The 18,329-nt window shown below is 63.2% G+C and carries 19 protein-coding genes and 1 pseudogene; 9 read left to right on the forward strand and 11 right to left on the reverse strand.

The annotated features are described in order from the left end of the window. Positions 1-184 (reverse strand): hypothetical protein (locus IBL26_RS25575; RefSeq protein ID WP_206684297.1); only part of this gene is annotated, 184 nt, incomplete at its 3' end. 457 nt (positions 185-641) lie between these two features. Then, positions 642-1,520 (reverse strand): Hint domain-containing protein, encoded by an 879-nt coding sequence (locus IBL26_RS23445; protein WP_187786937.1) that lies wholly within the window; start codon positions 1,518-1,520, stop codon positions 642-644. Positions 1,521-2,600: 1,080 nt separating this feature from the next. On the opposite strand from IBL26_RS23445, the gene IBL26_RS23450 reads away from it, so the two are divergent. Then, positions 2,601-3,038, forward strand: a complete 438-nt coding sequence (locus IBL26_RS23450) for a hypothetical protein (RefSeq protein ID WP_187786938.1) — start codon at positions 2,601-2,603, stop codon at positions 3,036-3,038. On the opposite strand, the gene IBL26_RS23455 is transcribed toward IBL26_RS23450, so the two are convergent. From IBL26_RS23455 to IBL26_RS23465, 3 genes are all read right to left on the reverse strand, one after another. Next, complete coding sequence (locus tag IBL26_RS23455) at positions 3,002-3,439, reverse strand: hypothetical protein (protein WP_187786939.1); 438 nt, start codon at positions 3,437-3,439, stop codon at positions 3,002-3,004. The genes IBL26_RS23450 and IBL26_RS23455 overlap by 37 nt on opposite strands. A 122-nt stretch (positions 3,440-3,561) precedes the next feature. After that, positions 3,562-4,287: a hypothetical protein gene (locus tag IBL26_RS23460; protein WP_187786940.1), complete on the reverse strand. Its 726-nt coding sequence runs from the start codon at positions 4,285-4,287 to the stop codon at positions 3,562-3,564. Positions 4,288-4,385: 98 nt separating this feature from the next. Then, positions 4,386-5,369: a hypothetical protein gene (locus IBL26_RS23465; protein ID WP_187786941.1), complete on the reverse strand. Its 984-nt coding sequence runs from the start codon at positions 5,367-5,369 to the stop codon at positions 4,386-4,388. Between the two features lie 306 nt (positions 5,370-5,675). Between IBL26_RS23465 and IBL26_RS23470 the strand changes: the two genes are divergently transcribed. The 5 genes from IBL26_RS23470 (at position 5,676) to IBL26_RS23490 (ending at position 11,231) form a co-directional block, all read left to right on the forward strand. Then, a complete protein-coding gene (locus tag IBL26_RS23470) occupies positions 5,676-6,017 on the forward strand; it encodes a helix-turn-helix transcriptional regulator (RefSeq protein ID WP_187786942.1) in 342 nt (113 codons plus the stop codon). Positions 6,018-6,224: 207 nt separating this feature from the next. After that, entirely contained in the window at positions 6,225-6,470 is a 246-nt protein-coding gene (locus IBL26_RS23475; protein WP_187786943.1) for a hypothetical protein, read from the forward strand. Between the two features lie 76 nt (positions 6,471-6,546). After that, on the forward strand, positions 6,547-9,837 hold the full coding sequence (locus IBL26_RS23480; protein ID WP_187786944.1) for an error-prone DNA polymerase: 3,291 nt from the start codon (positions 6,547-6,549) through the stop codon (positions 9,835-9,837). 223 nt (positions 9,838-10,060) lie between these two features. Continuing rightward, on the forward strand, positions 10,061-10,342 hold the full coding sequence (locus tag IBL26_RS23485) for a hypothetical protein (protein ID WP_187786945.1): 282 nt from the start codon (positions 10,061-10,063) through the stop codon (positions 10,340-10,342). Then, entirely contained in the window at positions 10,287-11,231 is a 945-nt protein-coding gene (locus tag IBL26_RS23490) for a tyrosine-type recombinase/integrase (protein WP_206684298.1), read from the forward strand. The genes IBL26_RS23485 and IBL26_RS23490 overlap by 56 nt, the downstream gene beginning before the upstream one ends. A gap of 195 nt (positions 11,232-11,426) precedes the next feature. On the opposite strand, the gene IBL26_RS23495 is transcribed toward IBL26_RS23490, so the two are convergent. The 5 genes from IBL26_RS23495 to IBL26_RS23515 form a co-directional block, all read right to left on the reverse strand. After that, positions 11,427-12,224, reverse strand: a complete 798-nt coding sequence (locus IBL26_RS23495) for an endonuclease (RefSeq protein WP_187786946.1) — start codon at positions 12,222-12,224, stop codon at positions 11,427-11,429. Next, a complete protein-coding gene (locus IBL26_RS23500) occupies positions 12,217-13,548 on the reverse strand; it encodes a DNA cytosine methyltransferase (protein ID WP_187786947.1) in 1,332 nt (443 codons plus the stop codon). Before IBL26_RS23500 ends, IBL26_RS23495 begins: the two co-directional genes overlap by 8 nt. Before the next feature lie 19 nt (positions 13,549-13,567). Further along, a complete protein-coding gene (locus IBL26_RS23505; protein ID WP_187786948.1) occupies positions 13,568-14,029 on the reverse strand; it encodes a very short patch repair endonuclease in 462 nt (153 codons plus the stop codon). Positions 14,030-14,484: 455 nt separating this feature from the next. Further along, complete coding sequence (locus IBL26_RS23510; protein ID WP_187786949.1) at positions 14,485-15,090, reverse strand: SLOG domain-containing protein; 606 nt, start codon at positions 15,088-15,090, stop codon at positions 14,485-14,487. Continuing rightward, on the reverse strand, positions 15,087-16,370 hold the full coding sequence (locus IBL26_RS23515) for a toll/interleukin-1 receptor domain-containing protein (protein WP_206684299.1): 1,284 nt from the start codon (positions 16,368-16,370) through the stop codon (positions 15,087-15,089). The genes IBL26_RS23510 and IBL26_RS23515 overlap by 4 nt, the downstream gene beginning before the upstream one ends. Between IBL26_RS23515 and IBL26_RS23520 the strand changes: the two genes are divergently transcribed. The 3 genes and pseudogenes from IBL26_RS23520 to IBL26_RS23530 form a co-directional block, all read left to right on the forward strand. After that, entirely contained in the window at positions 16,360-16,842 is a 483-nt protein-coding gene (locus IBL26_RS23520) for a TIR domain-containing protein (protein ID WP_187786950.1), read from the forward strand. The two genes, IBL26_RS23515 and IBL26_RS23520, sit on opposite strands and share 11 nt — an antisense overlap. Positions 16,843-16,846: 4 nt before the next feature. Continuing rightward, entirely contained in the window at positions 16,847-17,335 is a 489-nt protein-coding gene (locus IBL26_RS23525) for a TIR domain-containing protein (protein ID WP_187786951.1), read from the forward strand. A gap of 90 nt (positions 17,336-17,425) precedes the next feature. Then, positions 17,426-17,782 (forward strand): annotated as a pseudogene (locus IBL26_RS23530) (transposase); the annotation flags it as partial. Between the two features lie 341 nt (positions 17,783-18,123). Here the strand turns inward: IBL26_RS23530 and IBL26_RS23535 are convergent. Continuing rightward, positions 18,124-18,329 (reverse strand): transposase (locus tag IBL26_RS23535; RefSeq protein ID WP_187786953.1); only part of this gene is annotated, 206 nt, incomplete at its 5' end.

The raw sequence follows: 18,329 nt of genomic DNA on the forward strand, positions 1-18,329 counted from the left end.
CTTGTCGAAGGGCAACCTCAGCCGCCGCGCGATCCCCTAGGCGGAGGCGCAGATCGGCCATGAAGCGGAGGGCTTCCTGGGTGACGGCGAGGATGGCCTGCACCATCTTGATAGCGTCTTCGACTTGTCCTTCGGACGCTCTTTTCTCGCTGTCTTTGAGATGCTTTCGGAGCCCAGCATCCATGTCATTAGCCCCCGCGATTTAACAATCGAGCGTGAAGATGACCAGCCTAAGTCCGCCCGAAATTACTCAGCCTTGTGAAGTCGGCCGATAAAGCATTGTAGTTGCAAAACACTGGTATGACTAAGGATCTTGGCTGGGTTGGCGGAGTCCGGAAGACAAGACCGACGATGTTGGGTCCCGGCATTCGATGGTGCAGATTCTGCATGCGGCGCTGGCGACTCTCTGGTCCATGCGTTGCACGGTGAGTTCGTAAGGTGTGCGGCCCCGCAACCGTCCAGGCGTTGGGCGAATTGTAGTCTCAAGGAAATTTCCGAGGAGGCGCCGGGAGTCGTCGTGGCTGTCGTAGTGCAGGCGCTCGATCGTGACACCCTTGATGGCGCCGCTCATCGGTTCGATTGAGGATGGGCAAGCTGCCCGCCCCGGCGATGGAGCGGGCAGCTGTTGCGGCTGGAGCGTCTCAGGCCGCAAGCGCTTTGGTAAACCCCAGCGTCTCCGCTCGCTCGGCGAGCCTCACCCGGATCGCAGGCGGCACTTGGCGAGCCGACAAAGCACGGGGATAGTCCAGTTCCGCGATCGCCCGCTCCTCCGGGAACACCGCCTGATACTCGGCGAAATTGTCGAAGCGACGGCGCGTCACATTGTCGACGAATGTCTCGGCTGGGGCGCCTTCCGCCATGATAAGGGTGTGGTCTTCAGTCTCGATATGCCAATAGGTGAACTGCTCGTCCGGCTCGCTCACCCGCGTGATCGACGTACCGTTTACCAGCGCCCCAGCTTGGCAGAGGACGCCGTCTACCAACAGCGCGTGGCCAGGCGAAAGATAGAGATCGCGGGCTGGTATATTCTCGCTGAGGGCACCCTGGCGAATGCGGATAGGATAGGCCTGGACCGGGGGAGCAAAGCGCGAGAATACAGCCCTTCGACCCAGCCAGCGCACTGGCACGACTTTTCCGTCCTGGGTGAGAATAGTGTCTCCGATGCGCAGCGTCTCGACGCACACCTGGCCAGACGGCGTCGCAATCAATGTCCCTTCAAGAAAACAAAGATAATAAGAATTCCCGTTATTCTCCGGAATGGTGCCGTTTGGTTGAGGAGTGTTGGTGAACCAATAATCCCCGGGTGGGAAAGATCCGGCCGTAAGAGTGGCAACAAAACCATCTCCGCTCGAATATTGGAATTCGAACGTGAAATTCTGTCCGCTGCGTTCCATTGTGACGATATCGCCCGACGTCAGATTGGTATTTTCTCCGCTGTCTACATTGATACTTGTTGCTGATCCAACAACAACATTCTGAGAATTAAGCTGATACACTGACAGGAAGCTTTGAGTCGGCATAGATTCCCCCCCCAGAAGTAGTGACATGCGGCAGCAACCGGTCACCTTTGGTTACATTACATAGCGCACATGAAAGCGTCTCGTCCATACGCTGTTCTGCAACGCCACCCGCATGGAAGAACGGTGGAGTTGAGGAGAGGAGGATTTCTAGCTCATTCCTCCAGAAAGTGAGATGAGCCAAAGAGGACCCATGATCCAGTATCAATCCGCCATGTATTTCACAGCATCGTTTGAATAATTTGATTATTGGAAATCAAAGCTCGGGGAAAATTCTGTGCCTGGGCCCCCTAAGCGGTGATCCCCCCTCGGGGGCTGCAGAGATTGGCCTCCCCCTCCCGGGGGGGGGCGTCGAGGGGCCCGCAGTCTGCTCCAGAGGCAGTCACGACAGGGGCCGCACGACCTTAACATCGCTTAGCATTTCTGGCGCCGGTTCTGAGATCCGAGGTCGCGGCCCTCATCTGATTTATCATTTTAGTTCAATGGAGTAGATTAAGGTCGGAGCCACCAACCTGTAGCCCAAGACCTTAACGTTTTTCCGGCCCCGCGAGGGACGTTCAAGAATCTCTGGGTGGCCCCACTAGCGGCGGGGCCCCCACCTCACTGCCTGGGATCAGACCCCCCTGGGGGGGGTGCCGGCCAGCCAGGTCGCTGGGGCCATCCAGGGAGGGTTGTAGCCGCTTAGGGCAGGTCCAGGTGTCCCTGGGCAGGGTCACGGCTCCTGCGCCGCCCTGGCGAGGCCCTGGGAGGCTGCGTAGCGCAGGTTGGTGGAGGCTAGGGTCCAGGGTAGCGCCATTCGTCACGCCTTCGCAGCGGGAGCAACGCTAAAGCGCTCCGCATACCGTCGCAGCTGAAAGCCGCTGGCGCCCTGCCTGGCTCTACGAGCACACCGCAACCGCAGCGCCGTCCGCGGCTCACAGCCTATGTGACCGGGCTTTGTGGGCCATTCCAGCCGCCAGTCGCAGGTGCTGGGCGCTGAACACTTCCAAACGTCCGTTTGACGAAATGTTCAGCCTTGGAGAACCTGACCGTAGGTTCATTGCTGTGAACTTTGGACCAGGAACTTATTGAAAGGGGGTGTGCATGGATGAGGCGACCAACGAGAACTGCCCATTTCAGGAAGGGGATCGGGTCAACCATCCGATCCTGGGATCTGGAACCGTCAGCGGCACCTCCGAAGTCCTCGCACTCCCTGATCCAAGGCAGACGTCGCCGGAATGGCGCGTTCCGGTCCGGTGGGATGACGATTCGCTCGCCATCGCAAGCGCCGTCAGCACGGCCCTGACCTTGGTCCTATCGCCTGAACTGAAGCTGCATCACAGCCTGCGGCAGCACTGGAAGGGCTTGTTCGAGGCCTGGCGGTCGGCACGCAGGAATGTCGAGGCGTATGCCGCGACGCTCTGGCTGAGGTCAGACCCGCTGGAGTGGAGGGCTTTGTGCCTGGAAGAGGACCGCGCCTTCCGGAGCATGCAGGCATTTCTGGATCAGGAGCTGGCCGAGAAAAGGCAAAGCGGTGAGTGATGCGGGGCGCCAGGGATAGCCTGCACCTGTGGCTCCGGCGTCGGCGTCGCGACGATGCCGCGCACCTGGAGCGGCCAGTTTAGGCGGCGGATCGCCTCGCGCCAGAGCGGATAATCGCGTGAATGGCGCAGCGGATCCGGGGCCGCCTGGCGTTCCCCCCAGCGGCGCAGCACACGCACATGGCCGAGGTCGATGCGCCGCTGGCGGTACAGCCGGTCGAGGCAGCGCACCACCTCGTCCGGCTGGCAGGGGCGCGCGACCCGTGCGGCCGCGAGGACGGGCCTGGTACCATCGCGCCGCGCCATCAGGGCGGCCATGGTCCAGTGCCACGCATCCTCGGCGGAGGCGAAGGGTCGCGCGCCCCGGGAGGCGCCCTCAGGCGCGCTCAGTAAAGGGGTCATGGCAGGATGTTCCGGTGGACCGCCGGCATTCCAGGAGCCTGAAACGCGAAGCGCCCGGAACCATCAGGATCCGGGCGCAGCTAGGGCGGTGCGAAAGGCTTATCGTTTTCGCTGCCGGAGCGTCAAGCCGTATCGATGCCCCAGCGCCGGGCCAGCCGGTGCAGTCCGTCGCGCATCGCCTGCGCCCGCTGGCCCTGGCCACGGATGGCCAGGGTGCCGTGGCAGAGCTGGCTCAGCATCTCATCGGCCGGTTGGCCGACCAGTCGCATGCAGCGGTGCCATTCGTACCAGGCGGCGGCCATGCCATCGCTCATCTCGACGTAGCCGGTGCCAACGCGGCCCAGCATGGCGACTTTCGAGGCCAGCATGCCGGCATCGTCGCAAAGCTGCAGCAGCTTGTTGGCGGCGGCATACTGCCCGTCGTTCAACTGGCCATTGTCCCACATGCGGTCGATCAGGTGGCTGTCGGCGAAACGACGCGTCAGCGCCGCTTCCAGCGTGTCGGGCGACAGAAAGGCCACCGGCACGTCCTTGTGCGGCCGCGCCAGCATGGCCTGCCCGCCAGCACCTGGATCGCCCGCGCGCCACTGTCGCAGGATGGTGCGCGCGCGGACGCGGGATTCCCATTCGCGCTGATGCAGGGCCACCTTCCTGGCCTCGGCAGCAGCGGCATCGCTGGTGACATAGGGGCGGGGCAAATCCGCCCGGGCTTCTTGGAACACCACCACCTCCGCGGGTTTCTCAGGCCGGGGCCTGGCGCCGACCGGCAGGGTCAGCGTGGTGCGGGATACCGGAACAGCATCGTCGCTGTCCGGCGCAGTCACAGTCACAACGGCCTTGGCCGCCATCGTCATCTCCTGCGCCGGAGCCCCCTTCGGCGCAGCGCCAACATACACAGGCGGCCGGGACCGCAAAGCGAATTGCTGCGTGACCGGTCATCGACGACCTACGCGGCATCCTGGCGCAGCGCTTCCTGCACCAGCTTCCAGGCGGCCGGCGCATAGTTGCGCATGAAGCTCTCCTGGCGGGAGCGCTCCTGCTCGCTGCCGGGGCGGTTGTCGTTGAGCAGATCGAGATACTGCCGGGCGTAACCTCGCTCCCGGCCACTCGGGCCGGCGGGACGCACGATGGGGGCCCGCGTCACCGGCGCGGTCGTGGTGGACAAGGCTTCTCGCAGGGCCTGGGTAAAATAGCCCCAGCCATTCACCCGCTCCGGTGCGTAGCTGCCGCGGCTGGCGACCCGCTGCACCACCTGGCGCAGCAGAGCGGCACTGGCGCCGGCCTCAAGCCACGCCTGCACGGGCTGCAGATCAAAGCGCCGGGCGTCCAGCCGGGCCAGCTGCGCCAGTTCCACCGCCAGGGATGCCACGTCGTCGTGCTCGCGCGCGGTACTACTACAACTCAGTTCTTGAAGAGAGGTAGTAGTAGGTACCGCGCACGAGCTTTCCTCGCTGGGTTCGTGGTGGGTTCCGTGGGTTTCCGCAGCGCCGCCGGGAATGCCCATCATCAGGTGGCCCTGCCGCCGGCGCAGATCCTCGCGGCGCTCCCGCGCCTCCTCCCGGGTTTCTCCCTTGCGGGGCTTGCCGCCTTTGCTGCCGTTGATCCGGGCCGCCTCGGCGCGAGCGGCGCCGGCCCGCGCACCGGGCATCCAGAGACTCTGCGTCTCCTCGTCGCGTTCCAGCCAGCCGAGACGTTCCAGGGTTGCCAGTGCGGTTTCCACTTCGGTTTCCGTCATCGGTACCTGTCTGGAAACCGCAGCGGAAACCGAACCGGATAACCCAGAGAACCGAATGCGCCCCTTTTCGTGCGCCCCCAGCGCGTAGCTGAGCAGGCGGTACCAGAGGAACTGCACCCTCTCCGGCAGGTCCAGGAATCCGGGGTCCGATACGGTGCGGACCATCAGTCGTTCGGTGGTGGCAACGCGCGCCATGGTCAGCCTTTCAAGCCAGGGGCTGTGCCGGCGTTCAGCCAGGCGAAGCAGGTCGGGAGGGATGTCAGGCGCCCGCCGCCGCCCGGCCGGGGGGCTGGGGGATGTGCGGCGGCGGGTCGCCCCTCGCCCACCCGAAGGGGGTCCGGGGGCGAGATCTCGATGCAGGTCATGGGGTGCTTATTCCTGCGCCGCAGACCGAGAAGGCGGCCGCGGCGCCCCCTATTCCCGGCTCGCCACCCTGCACCATCTTGCAGAATATCTGCCGAAACGGCACATCTCTGTCGAGGAACGGGGAGCAAGCGGGTCATGGCCTCAACGCTGGAATTACTGGTGGCCGATCGCCTCAAGGCGGTCCGGGCTGAGTTGGGTCTGGACCCCGGCGGGATGGCAAAAAAACTGTCAGTCGGGCGAACCCGCTATCTGAACTGGGAGCGCGGCGACAACCTGCCCTCTGAGCGGGCCATGATGGTGCTGTGCGATCTCACAGGCATCAGCATGGACTATCTCTATCGTGGACGGGTGGACGCCATTCCGACCGGCCTGGCGACTCGCCTGATCGGCTGGCAGCTAGGCGAGGACCCTAGCAGCCCGGGCTTTCCCAGCCCGCAGGTGTCCCGGGCTTTGATGCGAGCGTGCAGGCGGACATAGGCTGCTCTGGAAGCCAACCGGGTGAGCATGTTTGTTCCTTCCCTGCACGTGAACATAACGGGTACACGCTAGGAATTCTGTCGTCAACTTAATCCTATCCGCCCGCTCGAAGCTGTGACGAAGAGGACGTGGCCGAGCAGGACTTGCAACGGGGGTGCCGCGCGAATCGTTCTTGATTTGTTCGTTTTCCTTGATAGGGTCACGCCCATGGTCGCCCCGCCCTCCCTGTCAGAACTGCCCGCCCTGCCTTCCGCTGAGCTCATCGCCGCGACCCCGGACGAGATCACCGAGGCGCTGTCCTACGCGCTGCGCTACGACGCCCGGGGCAAGCCGCGGCCGACCGGTGGCCAGATGGTGGCCAGCCTCGCCGCGGAGCGCTTGATGGAGCATCTCAAGCTCGCCGGCTTCGTGCTGATGCGCCGGCGCCCCGCACCACCGCACAGCGCCGGCTGACGCCGTGTTTAGGCCTCTCCAACTGCTGGGCTCCTTCCCTTCGGTACGGCCCTGCCCTCGCGTCCGTGGCTGAGCCATGCCGCCCGCCTATGCGGAGCTTGGCGCCCGCTCCAATTTCTCCCTGCTCGATGGCGCCTCGCACCCGGCCGAGCTGGTAGCCGCCGCCAAAGCGCTCGGTCATGCCGGCATCGGGATCTGCGACGCGAACAGCCTCGCCGGCGTGGTGCGCGGCCATGTCGCCGCCAAGGAGATTGGCCTGCCCTTTCTCGTCGGCGCCCGGCTGCAGCTGGTGGACGGCGCCGAGTACCTGGCCTGGCCGACCGACCGGGCCAGCTATGGCCGGTTGACGTCGTTGCTCTCCCTGGGTCGCATGCGCTCGCCGAAAGGCGAGTGCGCGCTCAGCCGCGAGGAGCTGATCGAGCATGCCAGCGGCTGGTGCCTGGCGCTGATGCCGGCGGTACGCCCCGATGCGGCCTTTGCCGCGCGGCTGCGCCAGGATGCGGCGGCGCTGCGCTCCCGGCTGGCGCTGCCGCTGTTCTGCGGCGTCTGGTGCCGCCTCGATGGCGCCGACCAGCAGCGCCTCGAGCACCTCGCCACGGCGGCGGAGGCGGCCGGGGCAGCCCTGCTGGCCTCCGGCGACGTGCGCTACCACCACCGCGGCCGCCGGCGCCTGGCCGATGTGCTAAGCGCCATCCGCCTCGGCCGCACCGTCGAGACCCTCGGCCACGCCGCCGAGCCGAATGGCGAGCGCTCGCTGCACAGCCCCGCCCGGATGGCGCGACGGTTTGCCCGCTATCCGGAGGCGCTGCACAGCACCCTGCAGGTGCTGGAGGCCGGCCAGGGCTTCTCGCTCGACCAGCTGCGGCATGAGTATCCGGACGAGATCCTCGAGCCCGGCCGCACGCCGCAGCAGACGCTGACCGACCGGGTGATGGCGGCCGCGCTGGAGCGCTGGCCGCTCGGCGTGCCGGACGACATCCAGCGCCGCATCGAGCATGAGCTGGCGCTGATCGAGCAGCTGCAATACGCCGCCTACTTCCTCACGGTGCATGAGATCGTCCGCTTTGCCCGCACCGAGGGCATCCTCTGCCAGGGACGCGGCTCGGCGGCCAATTCGACCTGCTGCTACGTGCTCGGCATCACCGCGGTCGATCCCTCCAAGCACGACCTGCTGTTCGAGCGCTTTGTATCGGCCAACCGCAACGAGCCACCCGACATCGATGTCGATTTCGAGCATGAGCGGCGCGAGGAGGTGATCCAGCACATCTACGAGCGCTACGGCCGCGAGCGGGCGGCGATCGCCGGCACGGTGATCCGCTATCGGGCCCGCTCGGCGGTGCGCGAGGTCGGCAAGGTGCTGGGGCTGTCGGAGGACATCACCGGCAAGCTGGCCAAGGGCAGCTGGGGGCCCGGGCGCGACAGCAGCCTGGCCGAGGTTGCAGCCTCAGAGGGGCTGGATCCCACGGACCACCGCCTCGGCCTGGCGTTGGAACTAGCGGAGGAAATCCAGGATTTCCCGCGCCACCTGGCCACCCATGTCGGCGGCTTTGTCATGAGCCGCGGGCCGCTGACCGAGATGGCGGTGGTCGGCAATGCCGCCATGGAAGGCCGCACGGTGCTGGAATGGGACAAGGACGATATCGACGCGCTCGGCCTGCTGAAGGTCGATGTGCTGGCGCTGGGCATGCTGTCCTGCCTGCGCCGGGGTTTTGCCCTGCTGCGCCAGCACCACCGCATGGAGCTGGGCCTGGCCGAGGTGCCAAAGGACTGCCCTTCCACCTATGCCATGCTGCGCCGGGCGGACAGCCTGGGCGTGTTCCAGGTGGAAAGCCGGGCGCAGATGAACATGCTGCCGCGGCTGCGGCCGGAGCGCTTCTACGACCTGGTGATCCAGGTGGCGATCATCCGCCCCGGGCCGATCCAGGGCGACATGGTGCATCCCTACCTGCGCCGCCGCTGGGGTGAGGAGAAGCCGGTCTATCCCTCCCCCGGCGTGGGCATCGGCTATCCGGACGAGCTGAAGGACGTGCTCAAGCGCACGCTCGGCGTGCCGCTGTTCCAGGAGCAGGCGATGCGGGTGGCCATGGTCGCCGCCGACTTCTCGCCGGAGGAGGCCGACAAGCTGCGCCGGGCGATGGCGACCTTCAAGCACACCCAGGGCGTCGGCGAGTACCGCGAGCGGCTGATCGGCGGCATGGTCCGCCGCGGCTACGACCCGGAGCTGGCCGAGCGCGTGTTCAAGCAGATCGAGGGGTTTGGCTCCTACGGCTTTCCGGAAAGCCATGCCGCCTCCTTTGCCCACCTGGCCTATGCCTCGTCCTGGCTGAAATGCCACCATCCGACGGTGTTCGCCGCGGCGCTGCTGAACAGCCAGCCAATGGGCTTCTACGCGCCGGCGCAGATCGTCCGCGACGCGCGCGAGCATGGCGTGCAGGTCCGTCCGCTGGATGTGAATGCCAGCGACTGGGACTGCTCGCTGGAGGCGGAGCGGGAGAGCGCCGAGGGCTATGCGCTGCGGCTCGGCCTGCGCCTGGCCAGCGGCCTGTCGGCGCAGGATGGCCAGCAGGTCGTCAAGGCGCGCAGCGGCGGCAATGGCTCGCCCTTTGCCTCGCCGGAGGAAGTGGTGCGCCGCGCCGGCATTGGCCGCAAGGCGATGGAGGCGCTGGCGCAGGCGGACGCCTTTCGCAGCCTGGGCACCAACCGGCGCGCCGCGGTCTGGGCGGCGCAGGGGGTGGAACGCGATGATGCCTTTCCGCTGCTGCGGCTAGCGGCGGCGCAGGCCGCCGTCGGCGAACCGCCGCTGTTGCGCGAGCCCGCGCCGGAGCTGCCGGCGGAAAGCGACGGCGAGCGGGTGGTGCTGGATTACACGGCGACCGGGCTGACGCTGGGTCAGCATCCGCTGACGCTGCTGCGGCCGCAGCTGCAGGCGCTGGGCTGCGCCGATACGCGCGACATCGCCCGGATGCCGGTGGGCCAGCGGGTCAAGCTGGCCGGGCTGGTGCTGATGCGGCAGCGGCCGGGCACCGCCAAGGGGGTGGTGTTCATCACCGTCGAGGACGAGCACGGCACGGCCAATCTGGTGGTCTGGGCGGATGTTGGCGCGCGGGATCGGGCGGCACTGCTCGGCGCCCGGCTGATGCTGGTGGAGGCGACAATCGAGCGGGAGACGGAGCGGGCCGAGGTGCCGATCACCCACCTGATTTGCAAGCGCCTGGCCGACCGCACCGACCTGCTGGACGGGCTGATGCATCGGCAGGCGGGGCTGCCTTGGGGCGATGCGGCGCTGGGGCGAGCCGATGAGGTGCGGCGGCCGGATCCGGGGTCACGACGGCCGGTCAGGATGCCGGGAAGCCGGGACTTTCACTAGGCACTGCCGCTCTACAAGATGAGGTAGCTGGCATCGCAGGCGGCATGCATAGCTAAGCCCCACGCCGCGACTGCTGCAAGGGCCTCACAGCCCGTTCCGGGTTGGAATGGCGACAGCCTTGGCAGGGTAGTCGACAGCACCTTCACGCATGATAAATGCCCTTTATCATGCGTAAGAAGCCCGCTAAGCTGGGACCCACAGCCTCAGCCGGAAGGAGCCTCCAATGGTGCGCGAACGACGCTGGATCGTGCTCGGAGAGGACGGTCGCCATGTCTCGGTCGGCCGGTACTCCGATCCCTCGGACGCCGAACTCGTTCCTGTCGCCGAGGCGCTGCGCGCTCAGAATACCGGCGGCTGGCTCGCGGTGATGGAGGGCGACTACTATCGCGGCCGCATCGCCCCCACGCTGATGATGGTACGTCCCCTCGCCCCGGTCACCGCCGCCTGGGATGAAGCGGCTGCCGCCTTTCAGGAGCGGCGTCTGCAGGCGCTTCGCGCGGCCTGATGCAGAACCGGCCGGCACCGGCATGAACGACCTTGCCCCGCGCGGGCCGATCCAGACGCCGCCGGCGTCGCTACCTGTTCCCGTTTCGATCGCGCAGACCGGCGACCGGGCTGCCGGGCACTACATGGAATTCTTCACAGCGAATATCCGAAATCCGAATACGCGGCGCGCCTATGCACGCGCCTGCAGTACCTTCTTCTCCTGGTGCGAACAGCAGAATCTGGATCCGGTCGATATCCGGCCTTTTCACGTAGCGGCCTGGGTCGAGCAGCTGCAGCAGACTGTAGCGGCGCCCAGCGTGAAGCAGCAGCTGGCGGCGGTGCGCATGCTCTGCGACTGGCTGGTCGCCGGCCAGATCCTGCCCGTTAATCCTGCTGCATCGGTGCGCGGTCCGAAGCATGTGGTCCGCATTGGCAAGGCCCCGGCGCTGGAAGCCGGCGAATGGCGGCGCCTGATGGCGGCGATCCCGCGGGAAAAAGTCCGGGACCTGCGCGACCGGGCGCTGATCGCGGTGCTGAGCTATTCCTTGGCGCGGATTGGCGCGGCGCTGGCGCTGCGCGTGGAGGATATCCGCCCGCAGGGCGCCGGCTGGGTGCTGCGGCTACATGAGAAGGGCGGCAAGCATCATGTCATGCCCTGTCACCATACCCTGGCGGAAGCGGTGCATGCCTATCTGCAGGCCGCCGGCATCGGCGAGGATCGCAGAGGCTGGCTCTTCCGCTCGGCGAAGGGACGCGGCGATGCGCTGTCCACCTTGCCCATGGCGCAGACCGATGCCTGGCGGATGGTGCGCCGTCGCGCTGCCGCTGCCGGCATCGCCACGCCGATCAGCTGCCACACCTTCCGGGCCGCTGGCATCGCCGCATATCTAGGCGATGGTGGCACATGAAAGCTCCCGCACTATCAAGCTTTACGACTGCACCGGGAGAGGTTCACGCAGGATGAGGTCGAGAAGGTGCGCTCTGACGCAGGCTCAGCCGCTGCCCTTCGCCTTCTTCCGTCGTCGCCGCTTTGCTGACCATGTGACGTCGCAGACAACGTCGGACTTTCCAAGCGTGCGCACCGGCTGCTTCGCTGCGGCCCGTTAGGATCGGTAGTCTCGAATGGCCTCTCGGTCGAGCTCGGACGCCGGGACTAGCTTGTAATGCCTCTCCTCTACGACCTTAACCTGGTCGTCTTGGATGGTTAGTTCGAAAAGGGCGACGACCCCCTCGTCCATAAACTGCGCCGAGATTGCCCGGCAGCGCATGCCGTCGAATCGCTCTTCGACAAAGCGAATATCCTGGGTGGTTTGCACGACGCCGATTTGGTCTTTCCCGCCCTTCGCTTGCACGGGAATGACATAGTGGCAACCGTGCTTGTCGAGGCCGACATACAGCTCATCGATCTCGATCTGCCCGATTCCTTTGACCGTAGTGCGCAGATGGTTCTGCAGGCTGTAGGTCGTCAGCCCCAGAAAAGTATCGATCAGGCGGTTATAGCGCACGATCGCCAGAAGGGCTTGCTCGTCGTCGAGAGCGTAGGCGCGGATCAGCTCGGGCGTCGCATCGGGGATCGCGGTCCATGCGAGATCTTCCCTCGGCCGAATACGCGTTATCCTCACCAGGCGGAAGCGATAGCGCGCTCGCCCTGCCCCTTCGATGACCCATTCCAGGCCTTCGGGCTGCGTGGCCAAGATGCGTTCCGGAAAGCCGATCCGATAGCGCAGAGAATAGGTAATATCTCCGAGGTTCTTCGGCAGCTTGATCGCCAGCTGGGATGCGACGGCTTCGATCTCGTCCCGCGCGAACTCGAACTGCGTTTCGCCTTCCTTCCAGTGGTCGAAAAAGATGTGTTCGATTAAGACTAGGTAGCGGTTCCGCGCTTTCTCCGGCTTAGCCATGGACCAGCCTCAAATGGATGCGTGCTGCCTCGATCTCGTGCTGCTTCCGCTTTTTGGCGCCGCTTTTCCGGTCGCGCCTGCTGCTCGGCCGCGCCACACCGAAGTGCTCGGCAGCTTCCGACATTTCCATGTAGAGCAGGCTCGGATCACCCAACGCCAGAACCTTCTTCGGACGGCTCGGTTTAACGCCTAACGCCGTCATAATCGCTCGGCCGATAGCTCTGGCGAGCGGAGCAGGCACAGCGTTGCCGATCTGCCGCGCACCGTGCCACTTGGTGGCTTGCAGCCTGAACCAATCGGGAAAACCGTGAAGGCGTGCCATCTCGCGCACGGTAATACAGCGAGGATACAGAAAGTGAATGGGGCGGGGGCTGGTGAATGCCCCTCGCGCGCCGTCGGTGCCGGCTCGCAGTGTGTTCGAAAGCCCCTCCGGCGCCAATTTGAAGAAGCGGCTGATCGGCTCGACCGCGCCCGGCTTAGTTTCAGCGAAGCGCCGACGAGAAATATCGGAATGGGCGGTTCTGGCACTAGAAGTGAGAAAGCCCGGTTGCCACTCCCGCACGTAGCCATAATGCCAGGCATCGTTCGTCAAGCACCGCAGTTCGGCAGCATAGGCAGACGGTTGATTGAAAGCCGACGTACGTACGCTGTCGCTTTCGATAAGGCCGGCAAAGCGGTCGGCATTCGGGAGGTCGCCGAGCGCTTCGGCGCAACTGGGGCCGCGCGGCAGGCCCGGAATCGGCTTGCGCGTGTCGGCGGCATCGGTCGTCGGTATCGGGTAATCGGGGATCTTCCGCCCCTGTTTTGCGCCCATCAAGATCAAACGTTGCCGATGCTGCGGAGTGCCGTAGCTCGCCGCATCCAGGACGGACCAAGGAAGCCGGATGCTGTAGCCCGCCTTCTCGAAGGCTTGTACCAGCTCCGCCAGGAAGGCTCTGTGCTTGCCGACCGTCAGTCCTTTGACGTTTTCGAAGACAAAAGTTTTAGCATCGAGCTCGGCAACAAGCCGCACGAACTCAAGCACTAGGCTATTGCGAGGGTCTTCGAGCGCACGCTGCCCGATGAGCGAAAAACCCTGACAGGGCGGACCGCCGAACACACAGTCGATGGACCGGTCGCCGATGCCGGCCGCCAGGCGGATCTCCGCCGCGGACAAGCCGACGACCGACCGGGGAATGACCGCGGTCTCGGGAAAATTGAACTTGTGGACGGCGCAATGCACGGGGTCGACTTCAACCGCCGCCACGACGTCGAAGCCGGCCTGCTCGAAGCCGAGCGAGAGACCTCCGGCCCCAGCAAATAAATCGATCCCGATAGGTCTCACGCGCACTACTCTTCGTTCGCTAACTGTTCGACGCGACGATAGCCGATTTTCGAGGGCGCGTCGATCGGGATTCGGTTGCGTCCAAGGTCGACGTCAACTTGGCCGCGAGCATTGTGGGATCCGTCGTCTCGCACTGCCAAACGGTTAGGACCGTCCAACCCAGCGCCTCGAGCTCGGCCCTTTTTAGGGCATCGCGTCGGCGGTTTGCTTCCAGCTTCGGCCCCCAATAGTCCAGGCGCGATTTCGGGGCGCGACCCTTGGCGCAGTCGTGGCTGTGCCAGAAGCACCCGTGGACGAAAACTGCCACTCTTCGACCCGGAAAGACGATATCGGGGCGACCGGGGAGGTCTCGCGAATGCAGGCGATAACGATAGCCATGCGCATGCAACCACCGCCTCACGATCCATTCTGGACCGGTATGTTCGGTCTTGACCGCCTGCATGATACGACGGCGCTGCTCAGGGGTGCGGGTATCGACCATCTGGCCTCAACGACGATCTTTCGACACGCTGCCTCTTGGAACAAGGTAGATTGACTCGATGTTGCAGACACCGGCGCCATAGAGTGATGTACTACAGCTATGAATAGCCTTGATGGCGGCCATGTGCACCCGCAGGGTGGCGACGGAGCGGCCGTCACCGGCCAGGCGCACTGCGTACATGGCGACCACCGTGTCGGGATCGGCGCCAAGCGGTTCGCGGCCGAGGTTAGTGCCCAGGCCACGTAGGCACGCCAAGCATTACGGTACGCCCGCTAGGTGCCCTCCCCGCGCCCGAGTGGCATAGACGGCCGCACGACTGGAAAGGGCGTGCAGTGCCGAAGCTGTTTTGGTACCCGTTTGCAGAGCCAACTCGCCCAGCAGAGAGATGGAAAGGGTGCGCAGGGTTGCTACATTCTTCCAAGAGAGAGGGGTTCAAGAGAATGTTCCTCACCACATCAGAAGCCAGGTCCTCCTCTGGGTTCGCTTGGATCGATTGATAGTCGGTTAAACAACAAGGCAACATAATCTAATTCATCGTTGAGTTCGCTATCTGCTTTGATCTCGGCACCAAGCGCTGCCGCCGCGCCCCCGGTTGAGACGATGGGCAGGATGGCTGCGCGAGAAGCCAACTTTGCTACCAAGTGGTATTCATCGAATATCCCTCTCATACCCCCCGCAAAGATGGCTGCGTCAAAAGAGCTTTCGGAAAGCATGCGATGCCGCATTATCTCCAAGCTTAGTTCCCGATTCCCTTGGACAGCTTCCGTCACGATCACGTTCCCGAAGCGCGCATTTTCCTCGGGGAAATCATCCCTAAAAAACTCGCTTTGGTAGAGCGTCACCCACTTTCCATAATCGACGTTAAGAGCCTCGGCGTAGGCCCACATCATAGGGGTTATCGCTGGGTGCCCGCCCCAAACTATAGGACGCCGCCCCAGCGCAACGAATAGTAACGCGCTCACCAAAGCTGAAATCGCGGCGGTATCGCCTTCGCCCATGAAATGCTTCGCCGTCGGATCTGGGACGCCTGCAGAGAGAAAGATAGACCGGTACTGCTTCATTGATCCCATCCCACTAGTTCCCAACCTGCATCCGAAACTTTTAAAGTCCGCACGGAAGAAATTTGAGCGTCGAGCCACTGTAGATGTTCGAGCCACGCAGGACGTATGCCAATATGATTGTAAACCAGGCATGGGAACCTACCATGGCCTGCCTTTCCAGCTTTGGCCTGAATGTCATTCAACATCTCTGCCGTCGGCACCCCTACCATAGGATAGGCCTCAAGCGACCGCCCCCTGGGAAGGGTCAAGCTTACTGAGCGATAAGCCCCAATGCCTTCGAAGCGGCCACCAATACGCGTCACCTCACTCTTTAGACGACCAACCAAGTCGAGATGACGAGTGGCGATGCTCCGACTACGCAGTGCCTCAGCACGTCTAGCGATAGTGGACAAAAGTTCAGGTTGGAGCTTTTTCCCGGCGTCTAGATCAGAATTACTTAGTGTCACAGTATCGCTAAGGGACAGATGCCGCGAGCCGCTGTGGTCCGGCCAGACCACCCTTAATATCTGAATACCTAAGGCTTGGGAACGTCCAAGCTCTTCGGCGGTCCATTTACTTCCAAAGTAATCTTTAGTGTCTAACATGACGGTTACGTCACAGTCTGAAAGGCGATGCCACAGCATTTCTTGAAAGGAGACGGCGGGACGGATGTCATGCGTATCAAGGAAGACATCGAATCCCCGACTGGACAACTCATCGTGTAACTGAAGAGCTGCCTCCCGCGCGTCGCTGCGCCTGTAGCTAATGAAAATTCGGCGTTGGCGATGTAGAAGGCCCAATGCTTCTAACGTGACCGACGCAAGCGCTTCCAAGGTGGCGTCGTTCGCTTCAAGTAAGCAGGCATTCGTATGCGCAATCTCGGCCGGCACCACATCAGTGACCGATGCACCTTTTTCAACCACAGGTACTATCGGCACCTTTGCCGCTTCGAGCTGGTCCACGATTTTCGCATCGGCGTTTGGGTCGCCTCCGAAATAGAGTGCCACGGTTGCCGCCTTAGGATTTCTGCTTGTTACGTCAGCGGCGTTGCGGATCGCTATATCTCTAGGCATCTCTAACGAAAATATCTTGGCGACATCTTCAAGTTGTGTGGTGAGAGCCTCCGTTTGGACTGCGCTGGGCGACCCAATTAATAGGACCTCGTAGAGAGCCATTCTATGCTCGCTTGCTAAATTGAGTTGCGCCGGCTGCGCCTCACTGTAGACAATCGTTGCATTCCTGTTAATTTTACGCAAGCTCGGATCAAAATTTTTACGAAGGGGTTTCGTTTTGGCGAACAAGCAATGCTTCCTTAGCTTCCACTACAAGCCGGACAATTGGAGAGTACAGCAAGTAAAAAATATCGGATCAATCGACGAACAGCCGATTCTTACCGCTAATAAATGGGAAGAGATAAAAAAAGAAGGCGATACGGCCGTCGAGAGTTGGATCGACAGGAACATGAATAACAAAGAGTGCTTAATTGTGCTTGTTGGCACAAAAACGGCCGGTCGGCGCTGGGTTAAATACGAGATCAAGAAAGCGTGGGAGAAGGGTCTCGGCGTAATGGCGATCCACATACATAACCTTAAAGACGCCGCCGGCGAGCAGTCGGAAAAGGGATCAAATCCGTTCGCTGGGCTAAAAGTTGATGGTCATGACGTGGTTGGGACTGTTTACGACCCGCCTTACAAGACCAGCACCTTTGTCTATGAGCATATCACTGAAAATATCGAGGACTGGGTGAAAGCCGCGATAAAGGCAAGGAAGTAGGCGGATGGCTCGTCGGGTCTTCTTTAGCTTCCACTACTCACGTGATGTTCGCCGCATCGTGCAGGTCCGCAATTCATGGGTCGTACGCCCTGGCGGTGAGGCGCCGCCCTTTTACGACAAAGCTGAATTTGAAGAAGTGAAGAAGAGAGCGGGCGGCATCGAGAAATGGATCGAAGCGCAACTTACCGGAACCTCGGTAACAGTGGTACTGTTTGGTACGGAAACCTTTAATCGGCCTTGGGTACGCCATGAGATAATGCGTAGCCATGTTTTGGGTAAGGGCATCTTGGCTATCGACATTCATAACGTGAGAGACCCGCAGCTCGGGAAGGACGCCCAAGGCAAAAATCCACTCGACCACTGGACCGCAGAGTACAGCGGCAAAAACGTACCGCTCAGTCAAATTTATAATACGTACGATTGGGTGAACGACAACGGCTATCAGAACATGCCGACCTGGATCGAAGCAGCTGCCAAAGCTGCAGGTCGGTAACTACCCATCTCGCTGCTATTTCCGCCCCCGGGGTTCCCTGTGAACGCCGGGGGATTTCTCATCCCGTCCGGCACTAAGGATTGTTGGACGGCACGGACCTTCTGTTCCGCCGTCGATGATCCAACGCGGTTCGGCCGCTCGCGAGCCGTCGGCGCTCACTTTGGCCTGACGCCGAGACGCTACCAGTCGGGCGAGACCGATCACGTCGGGCACGTCAGCAAGCAGGGCTATAGCCTGGCACGACAGGCCCTTTATGAGGCCGCGAACGTGCTGCTGACCCGCACAGGCAAGTGGTCCGCGCTTAAGGCCTGGTGCCTCGCTGTCGCCAGACGCGCGGGCATGCGCCGAGCCAAGGTTGCCGTCGCCCGCAAGCTGGCCGTGGTGCTGCACCGGATGCGGCGCGATGGCACTGGGATCTGCTGGAGCCGGGAGGTCATCGCGGTATAGTCCACCGACGCCTTTCCGACAGGCCAGCACTCGAAGTCCCGTCGAGGGGACGAGGCCGGATGAGGTCGCAACAGCCTCCGTGCCAGCATTCGCTGAGCTCGCTTGCTAGATTGACCTGCCCAGCCTTCCTGACCGTAGCCTGTGGCGGCGTGATGCCGACCACGAACAGAAGAGAGGCACCCGCGAGACGACGCCCCATTCGGCCGTCGACCGACCCGATTACAGAAGGGCGCTGCCAGCGCCCATTCATCATCGGAAACGTCAGAGGGGTACGGATTGCGGGCACTCATGCCCCACAGCCTGATCATTACCTGCCCAAAGGTCCATAACAGCCTCTAGGCTCAGGACTCATTGATCCAGAAGAGGACGGTGGCTGCGAGGCAGATGGAGGAGAAGAACGTGTGGGCGCAGCGGTCGTAGCGCATGGCGACGCGGCGCCAGTCCTTGATACGGCCGAACATGTTTTCGACGCGATGGCGCTGCCGGTAGAGCACCTTGTCATAAGGGATCGGGATCTTCCGGCTGCGGGTTGAGGGAATGCAGGGGA

Source organism: Teichococcus aerophilus (assembly GCF_014490485.1).
Taxonomy (GTDB): Bacteria; Pseudomonadota; Alphaproteobacteria; order Acetobacterales; family Acetobacteraceae; genus Pseudoroseomonas; species Pseudoroseomonas aerophila.

Coding starts and splice junctions, on each gene's coding strand:
- IBL26_RS23455 (WP_187786939.1), bottom strand. CDS start 3,439: ATGACCCCTTTACTGAGCGCGCCTGAGGGCGCCTCCCGGGGCGCGCGA.
- IBL26_RS23495 (WP_187786946.1), bottom strand. CDS start 12,224: ATGGCTAAGCCGGAGAAAGCGCGGAACCGCTACCTAGTCTTAATCGAA.
- IBL26_RS23505 (WP_187786948.1), bottom strand. CDS start 14,029: ATGGTCGATACCCGCACCCCTGAGCAGCGCCGTCGTATCATGCAGGCG.
- IBL26_RS23450 (WP_187786938.1), top strand. CDS start 2,601: ATGGATGAGGCGACCAACGAGAACTGCCCATTTCAGGAAGGGGATCGG.
- IBL26_RS23460 (WP_187786940.1), bottom strand. CDS start 4,287: ATGGCGGCCAAGGCCGTTGTGACTGTGACTGCGCCGGACAGCGACGAT.
- IBL26_RS23490 (WP_206684298.1), top strand. CDS start 10,287: ATGAAGCGGCTGCCGCCTTTCAGGAGCGGCGTCTGCAGGCGCTTCGCG.
- IBL26_RS23480 (WP_187786944.1), top strand. CDS start 6,547: ATGCCGCCCGCCTATGCGGAGCTTGGCGCCCGCTCCAATTTCTCCCTG.
- IBL26_RS23465 (WP_187786941.1), bottom strand. CDS start 5,369: ATGGCGCGCGTTGCCACCACCGAACGACTGATGGTCCGCACCGTATCG.
- IBL26_RS23470 (WP_187786942.1), top strand. CDS start 5,676: ATGGCCTCAACGCTGGAATTACTGGTGGCCGATCGCCTCAAGGCGGTC.
- IBL26_RS23475 (WP_187786943.1), top strand. CDS start 6,225: ATGGTCGCCCCGCCCTCCCTGTCAGAACTGCCCGCCCTGCCTTCCGCT.
- IBL26_RS23510 (WP_187786949.1), bottom strand. CDS start 15,090: ATGAAGCAGTACCGGTCTATCTTTCTCTCTGCAGGCGTCCCAGATCCG.
- IBL26_RS23485 (WP_187786945.1), top strand. CDS start 10,061: ATGGTGCGCGAACGACGCTGGATCGTGCTCGGAGAGGACGGTCGCCAT.
- IBL26_RS23445 (WP_187786937.1), bottom strand. CDS start 1,520: ATGCCGACTCAAAGCTTCCTGTCAGTGTATCAGCTTAATTCTCAGAAT.
- IBL26_RS23525 (WP_187786951.1), top strand. CDS start 16,847: ATGGCTCGTCGGGTCTTCTTTAGCTTCCACTACTCACGTGATGTTCGC.